At 39.9% G+C, this 7,067-nt stretch carries 5 protein-coding genes; all 5 read right to left on the reverse strand.

What is annotated here, in order from left to right; all coding sequences use genetic code 11:
* Positions 1 to 2: 2 nt before the first annotated feature.
* Positions 3 to 305, reverse strand: a complete 303-nt coding sequence (locus ACIFOT_RS23640) for a YlxQ family RNA-binding protein (RefSeq protein WP_430068674.1) — start codon at positions 303 to 305, stop codon at positions 3 to 5.
* Between the two features lie 8 nt (positions 306 to 313).
* Complete coding sequence (rnpM, locus tag ACIFOT_RS23645) at positions 314 to 586, reverse strand: RNase P modulator RnpM (RefSeq protein ID WP_430068676.1); 273 nt, start codon at positions 584 to 586, stop codon at positions 314 to 316.
* Positions 587 to 603: 17 nt separating this feature from the next.
* Positions 604 to 1,725, reverse strand: a complete 1,122-nt coding sequence (gene nusA, locus ACIFOT_RS23650; protein WP_430068679.1) for a transcription termination factor NusA — start codon at positions 1,723 to 1,725, stop codon at positions 604 to 606.
* Between the two features lie 35 nt (positions 1,726 to 1,760).
* On the reverse strand, positions 1,761 to 2,231 hold the full coding sequence (rimP, locus tag ACIFOT_RS23655; RefSeq protein WP_430068681.1) for a ribosome maturation factor RimP: 471 nt from the start codon (positions 2,229 to 2,231) through the stop codon (positions 1,761 to 1,763).
* Positions 2,232 to 2,552: 321 nt separating this feature from the next.
* Positions 2,553 to 6,878, reverse strand: a complete 4,326-nt coding sequence (locus ACIFOT_RS23660; protein ID WP_430068683.1) for a PolC-type DNA polymerase III — start codon at positions 6,876 to 6,878, stop codon at positions 2,553 to 2,555.
* Between the last annotated feature and the right edge of the window lie 189 nt (positions 6,879 to 7,067).

Consider the following 7,067-nt stretch of genomic DNA (forward strand, 5'->3'; position numbering starts at 1 on the left):
ATTTAATCGAGCAACGTTACCAGTTTCTTAGCAAATCCATCATCCAAAACAGCTACAACAACGCGGGCTTCTTTGCCAATCGCTTGACCTAGGAGAAAACGGTTCTCCACTAATTTATATGGAACCTCATATGAATTACATTTATCTGTAATTTTTTTAGTTGTATTTTGAGATGCATCTGCGGATAATAAAATGAGTTTTGCTTTCCCGCTCCGTATCTCCTTCACAGAAAGCTCCTCACCCGATATGATTTTGCGCGCTCGATTGGCCAAGCCAAGCAATGACATCCATTGATTTTGATTCATTTGGATAGTCAGTTCTCCTTCTCTATTAGCTCAAGTAATTCATCATATATCGATTCATTTATTGTAACCTCTAAATGATTAGATAAAGTATTTTTCTTCTTGGCTAGTAAGATTGCTTCTTTGTCCTTAGAAAGGTATGCTCCCCTGCCGGATTTTTTTCCCGTTAGGTCGATAGATACTTCCCCTTCTTTAGAGCGAACGATGCGAACGAGTTCTTTTTTCGGTTTCATTTCACCGGTTGCCACGCATTTGCGCATGGGAACTTTTTTCTTATTGTTCACGATCATTCACCTCTACTTTATTCCAATTCTTCATCATAGTTGAAATCATCCTCAACCTGATCATCAAAAAGTCTTATTGTTTCTTCCCTTGGATAAATTCCAATTTCCCGAGCTTCGGTTTCAGATTTGATATCAATTTTCCAGCCAGTCAGCTTGGCTGCCAAGCGGGCATTTTGTCCGCGTTTCCCGATTGCCAGTGAAAGCTGATAGTCAGGAACAACGACCGTGGTTGCTTTCTCATTTTCATTTACCATTACATCTAAAACTTTAGATGGGCTTAGTGAATTGGCAACAAAGACTACTGGATCATCAGACCATTTTACGATATCAATTTTTTCACCTTTTAATTCATTTACAACCGCTTGTACCCTGGTTCCCTTCGGACCAACACAAGATCCTACTGGATCGACCTCATTGTTTTCGGAATGGACAGATATTTTTGAACGATCCCCGGCTTCGCGTGCAACCGATTTGATTTCAACAGTTCCGTCATAAATTTCAGGTACTTCAATTTCAAATAAGCGTTTGAGTAATCCTGGGTGGGTCCTAGATACAAAAATTTGTGGACCTTTTGTCGTTTTTTCTACCTTTGTAATAAATACTTTAATCCGATCATGCGGCTTATATCTTTCATTCGGCATTTGTTCATTTAACGGCAGCAAGGCTTCAATTTTCCCAAGGCTTACATAAATAAATTTGGAATCAAGCCGTTGAACAATCCCCGTCATAATATCTTCTTCACGGTCGATAAATTCTGAATAAATAATTCCGCGTTCAGCTTCTCTTACACGCTGAGTGACCACTTGCTTTGCTGTTTGAGCGGCAATTCTGCCAAAATCCTTTGGTGTAACTTCCATTTCCACGACGTCTTCAACCTGATAATTCGGATTAATCCGTCTTGCATCTTCGATTGAAATTTCCAGACGCGGGTCGAATACCTCGTCAACCACTTCTTTTCTTGCAAACACACGCATTGAGCCATTTTGTAAGTTCAAATCAATTCTTACGTTCTGAGCTTGATTGAAATTGCGGCGATAAGCCGAAATCAGTGCTGCTTCAATGGCATCAATTAATATATCTCTGGAAATACCTTTTTCTCTTTCCAGTATCATAAGAGCATCTAATAATTCGCTGCTCATCTGCTTGTATCCCCCTAATCCTCTTCAATTTATTCTTATGAAAAAATAACAGCCAGTCTGGCACTTGCAACTTTTTCATAGGGAATTTCAATAGTTTTCTTTCTTGTTTTGATTTTCACTTCGATTTTGATGGCTTGACCGTCAAATTCTAAAAGCTGACCCTCGAAGCTTTTTTCTCCATCCATTGGCTCATAGGTTTTGATAAAGACATTTTTGCCAATCGCTTTTTCGAAATCCTTCGCTTTTTTTAATGGACGTTCCGCCCCTGGAGACGACACTTCAAGAAAATAGTTGTGTGGGATTGGGTCTACTTCATCTAGTTTTTCACTTAATTTTTCGCTAACTATTCCGCAATCCTCTATATCTACACCAGTCTCTTTATCGATATATACGCGAAGAAACCAACTTTTTCCTTCTTTGACATACTCGATTTCGACTAATTCTAAACCAAGTTCTTGAAATATTGGTGCAGCCAGTTCTTCAACCACTTCCGTTACTTTGCTCATGACTAACCTCCCTTTCCAATTATTTCACCCATATTTTATGTAGTTCACGGAAAGTTTTATCAAGTTACTCTGTAAAAACCTTTATAACAAAGACGAAAGAGTGGGAGGATTCCCACTCTTGCACACGAGAGTATTTCTTAGTATTTCCAATAAAACTATAACATAACCATGATTGATATGCAAACCAAATCCAAAAGCGGAAGCGCCTTGTACAGGGGCGACAATCATAAGACAAGCACTGACAGAAGGCGCTTTTTGCCTTCCGAAGTGATTGGCTTATGACTCGAGCCCCTAGGCGCTGTAGCTAGACGTTATACTAAGTTAAAACAAGGATAACTGGTTTTGTTCTGGAAGAGATTTCAGACAGCCTTGTTTATCTAAATACTCCAGTATTGTTTTTGATACTTTGCCGCGTTGCTGTAGGTCTTCTTTTGATAAAAACTCTCCGTCTCCTCTTGCCTTCACAATATTAAAGGCCGCATTCGTTCCAAGTCCAGGAATCGAATTAAACGGTGGAATTAGTGTATTTCCTTCAATAATAAATTCTGATGCATCAGATTTGTATAAATCGTAATTTTGGAAGGAAAAGCCTCTTTCAGTCATTTCAAGCGCCAGTTCCATTACGGTCAATAAGTTTTTCTCCTTGTTAGAAGCCTCTAGACCCTTTGCATTGATTTCTTCAATTTTTGCCTTAATGGCTTCTGAACCGCGTGACATCGCTTCGATATCAAAATCCTCAGCCCGGACTGTAAAATAAGCCGCATAATAAAGCAGCGGAAGATGAACTTTAAAATAAGCAATCCTTACAGCCATTAATACATAGGCTGCAGCATGGGCTTTCGGGAACATGTATTTTATTTTCTTACAAGAATCAATGTACCACTCCGGCACTTCATTCTTCCGCATTTCTGCTTCCATTTCCTCGCTTAAGCCTTTTCCTTTACGAACTGATTCCATAATTTTAAAGGCAAAGGATGGGTCCAGCCCCTGGTAAATGAGATAAACCATGATATCGTCACGACAGCCGATTACTTCACTTAAATTACAGATCTTATTATGGATTAACTCCTGGGCATTTCCCAGCCATACATCCGTTCCGTGCGATAGACCTGAGATTTGGACCAATTCTGAAAACGTCGTTGGTTTTGTATCCTCAAGCATCTGACGAACAAAACGCGTTCCGAATTCAGGGATGCCAAGTGTTCCTGTTTTACACATGATTTGATCCTCTGTTACCCCTAATGATTCCGTACCGCTAAAGATTTTCATGACTTCAGGGTCATCAGTCGGAATCGTTTTCGGATCCATTCCGCTTAAGTCCTGAAGCATCCTGATGACCGTCGGATCGTCGTGACCAAGGATATCAAGCTTTAAAACATTATCATGGATGGAATGGAAATCAAAATGGGTTGTTTTCCATTCAGAGTTTTTATCATCAGCAGGAAATTGAATCGGTGTAAAATCATAAACATCCATATAATCAGGAATAACAATAATACCGCCGGGATGCTGACCCGTTGTTCTCTTTACTCCTGTACAGCCTGAAGCGAGCCGTTCTACTTCCGCTCCGCGGATTTGCAGATTATTGTCTTGCTGATAGGCTTTTACATATCCAAATGCCGTTTTATCCGCAACCGTGCCAATTGTGCCTGCACGGTAAACATATTCTTCACCGAACAAGACTTTTGTATAGTTATGGGCACGCGGCTGATATTCTCCCGAGAAGTTCAAATCGATATCGGGAACCTTGTCCCCTTTAAACCCAAGGAAGGTTTCGAATGGGATATCGTGTCCATCCTTACGATATTTATCACCGCAATTTGGACAATCTTTATCAGGCAAATCAAAACCAGATCCGACAGATCCATCATTAAAGAACTCCGAATGCTTACAGGATGGGCAGACATAATGCGGCGGCAATGGATTTACTTCGGTTATTTCCGTCATGGTTGCAACAAAGGAAGAACCCACCGATCCCCTTGAACCTACCAGATAGCCATCATCTAAAGATTTTTTCACTAGTTTGTGTGAAATCAAATAAATAACGGCAAAGCCATGGCCAATGATACTTTTTAACTCTTTTTCAAGTCTGGCCTCTACAATCTCCGGAAGCTGTTCACCGTAAATTCTTCGTGCCATGGCGTAACTCATTTCACGCATTTCCTCATCGGCACCTTCAATTTTCGGTGTATATAAATCATCTTTAATTGGCTTTATAACTTCGATCATATCAGCAATTTTATTGGTGTTTGTAACGACAATTTCTTTTGCTTTTTCTTTGCCTAGGAACGAGAATGCATCGAGCATTTCATTGGTTGTTCGAAAATGAACGTCCGGCAATTGATGGCGATTAAGAGGATTCGCTCCGCCCTGTGAATTAACTAATATCTTTCGATAAATTTTATCATTTTCATTTAAATAATGGACATTCCCGGTTGCAACAACTGGAATCCCTAATTTATCACCCAGCGCGACAATTTTTGAAATAATATCTTCCATGGCCTTTTCATCTCGGACCAATTCCATTTCAATCAATGGTGCGTTAACTTCCTTTGGCATAACTTCAAGATAGTCGTAAAATCCTGCAAAGGCCTCTACTTCTTCCGGAGACTTCTGCATCATCCCTTCAAACACTTCGCCTTTATTACAGGCAGATCCAACAATAATACCTTCTCGATATTTTTGAAGAACAGACCTTGGAATACGTGGAACTCTATAAAAATATTCGAGATGAGAAATCGAAATGAGTTTAAATAAGTTCTTTAACCCTAATTCGTTTTGTGCTAATAAGGTGCAGTGATAGGGACGAGCCCGCTGATAGGCATTTCCTTTTCCCATATTATCGTTAAATTCATCATGATACTCAATGCCTTTTTCAAGAGCATCCTTTAACATTTTTAATAACAAATATCCAGTTGCTTCCGCGTCATATATTGCACGGTGGTGCTGTGTTAATTCAATATCAAATTTCTTTGCTAATGTATTTAAACGATGGTTTTTTAATTCTGGATAAAGAAAACGACCAAGCTCTAGTGTATCAATAACTGGATTTTTTGCTTTTTCCAAGCCAATCTGTTTATAGCCTACATTCAAAAAACCCATATCGAAAGAAGCATTATGTGCTACAAGGACTGAATCTCCAACCCAATCATGGAATTTCCGCAAAACTTCTTCGACCTCAGGAGCATTTTGCACCATATCATCGGTAATTCCAGTTAAGTTGATTGTCGTTGCTGAAAGCCGGTGATGCGGATTAGCAAACGACTCAAAGCGATCAATGATATCCCCATCCTTCACTTTTACAGCCGCAAGTTCGATAATGGTATCATATACAGCCGAAAGTCCGGTTGTTTCAACGTCAAAGACTACAAACGTATCTTCAGCCAACAGTCGGTGGGCATCATTATAGGCAATAGGTACACCATCATCCACTAAGTTCGCTTCTACACCGTATAAAATTTTGATATCATTTTTCTTTCCGGCGCCGAATGCCTCCGGGAAGGATTGAGCAACGGCATGATCTGTAACAGCAATAGCCTTATGGCCCCATTTTTTTGCCTGGGCAATCAGCGTACTAACAGGTGTAACAGCGTCCATTTGACTCATAGGTGTATGCAGGTGCAGCTCTACACGTTTTTCCCCTTCAGGTGCTGTATCCTTTCGCCCCTCAGGTTTAATTTCATTAATATCGTTTCCAATCATGACGAGGTCACGGACAAAGGTGTCATTTTGAATGCTTCCGCGTACCCTAACCCACATTCCTTTTTTCACCAACTGGAACAGTGCTGCATCTTCTTTGTCACGCGAGAACATTTTTACCATGATCGAGCTGGTATAGTCAGTAACTTTAAAGGTTAACAATGAACGCCCGCTTCTTAATTCTCGAATTTCAGCATTAAAAATATAGCCTTCAACCGTAACTCTTCTTTCTTCATCAACGATTTCAATCATGCTTCGAAGGTCGCTATCATCCTTGATCGTAAGCCCAATCGAAAGCGGTCCTTCCGGTACTTCTCCGCCCGCTTGTTCCTTTTCCGCTTCTTTCTTCTGCAATTCCACCATTGCCTGAAGTCCGCGTTCCTGGTCTTCTTTTTGCTTAGCTAGCAGGAACTGCTGATATTCTTCATTTTTTTCTTCGCTTTTAATTTCTGTCTCAATCGACAAATTTGGAAAACCATAGGTTTGAAAAATATCAGCGATGATTCCACCGTATTTTCGTTTTAATGCTTGTCCTTCTGTATCATTACGGACAGAAATAGTTATCTTATTTCCATTCACTTCAGGAATCTGCTCATTTAATAGCTTTATTAATGGCGGAGCAATGCCCTCTATTTGCTGAATGCCGTAACTCCAATAGTCTCGTATTAATTCTGCAGATATGGTTTGATCAATTACGCGAATTTCATGTGAGATGGAGGCAATATTTGCAAAGGTTCTTTCAAGTTGGGAAGCGAATAAAACATATACATTATATGGAAGGATTTTCTCGAATAAAAATTGAAAATGCCACTTCCTTGCTTTTTTTTCAACCAATAATCGGTCAATTTGGGCATTGTTGAAATGCACTACTACAGCATCCTCGATCAATTTCAGCTGCTGGAGCAAGAGTTGGAATCGCTCTTTTTTGCCTAAGGCATGTTCGCTCATCGTACCCTCTCCCATCTATTAAAAATCTTATTATCTCTTTGTCAAAAAATAATTATATCACATCAAAGAAAACTATTCGGCTTTATTCGACAGAAAACTTCATCCATTTTGTAACCACTTTTACCAAACTTGGATGTTGATTTACGCTCCAGGCGCTTCGCGCACCTTAGGGCGTGCCGGTGAGCCTCC

It is taken from the genome of Neobacillus sp. NRS-1170, assembly GCF_050468025.1.

Bases quoted from the DNA above. Each gene is read 5' to 3' on its own strand.
- ACIFOT_RS23640 (WP_430068674.1), bottom strand. From the start codon at position 305: ATGAATCAAAATCAATGGATGTCATTGCTTGGCTTGGCCAATCGAGCG.
- nusA (WP_430068679.1), bottom strand. From the start codon at position 1,725: ATGAGCAGCGAATTATTAGATGCTCTTATGATACTGGAAAGAGAAAAA.
- rimP (WP_430068681.1), bottom strand. From the start codon at position 2,231: ATGAGCAAAGTAACGGAAGTGGTTGAAGAACTGGCTGCACCAATATTT.
- ACIFOT_RS23660 (WP_430068683.1), bottom strand. From the start codon at position 6,878: ATGAGCGAACATGCCTTAGGCAAAAAAGAGCGATTCCAACTCTTGCTC.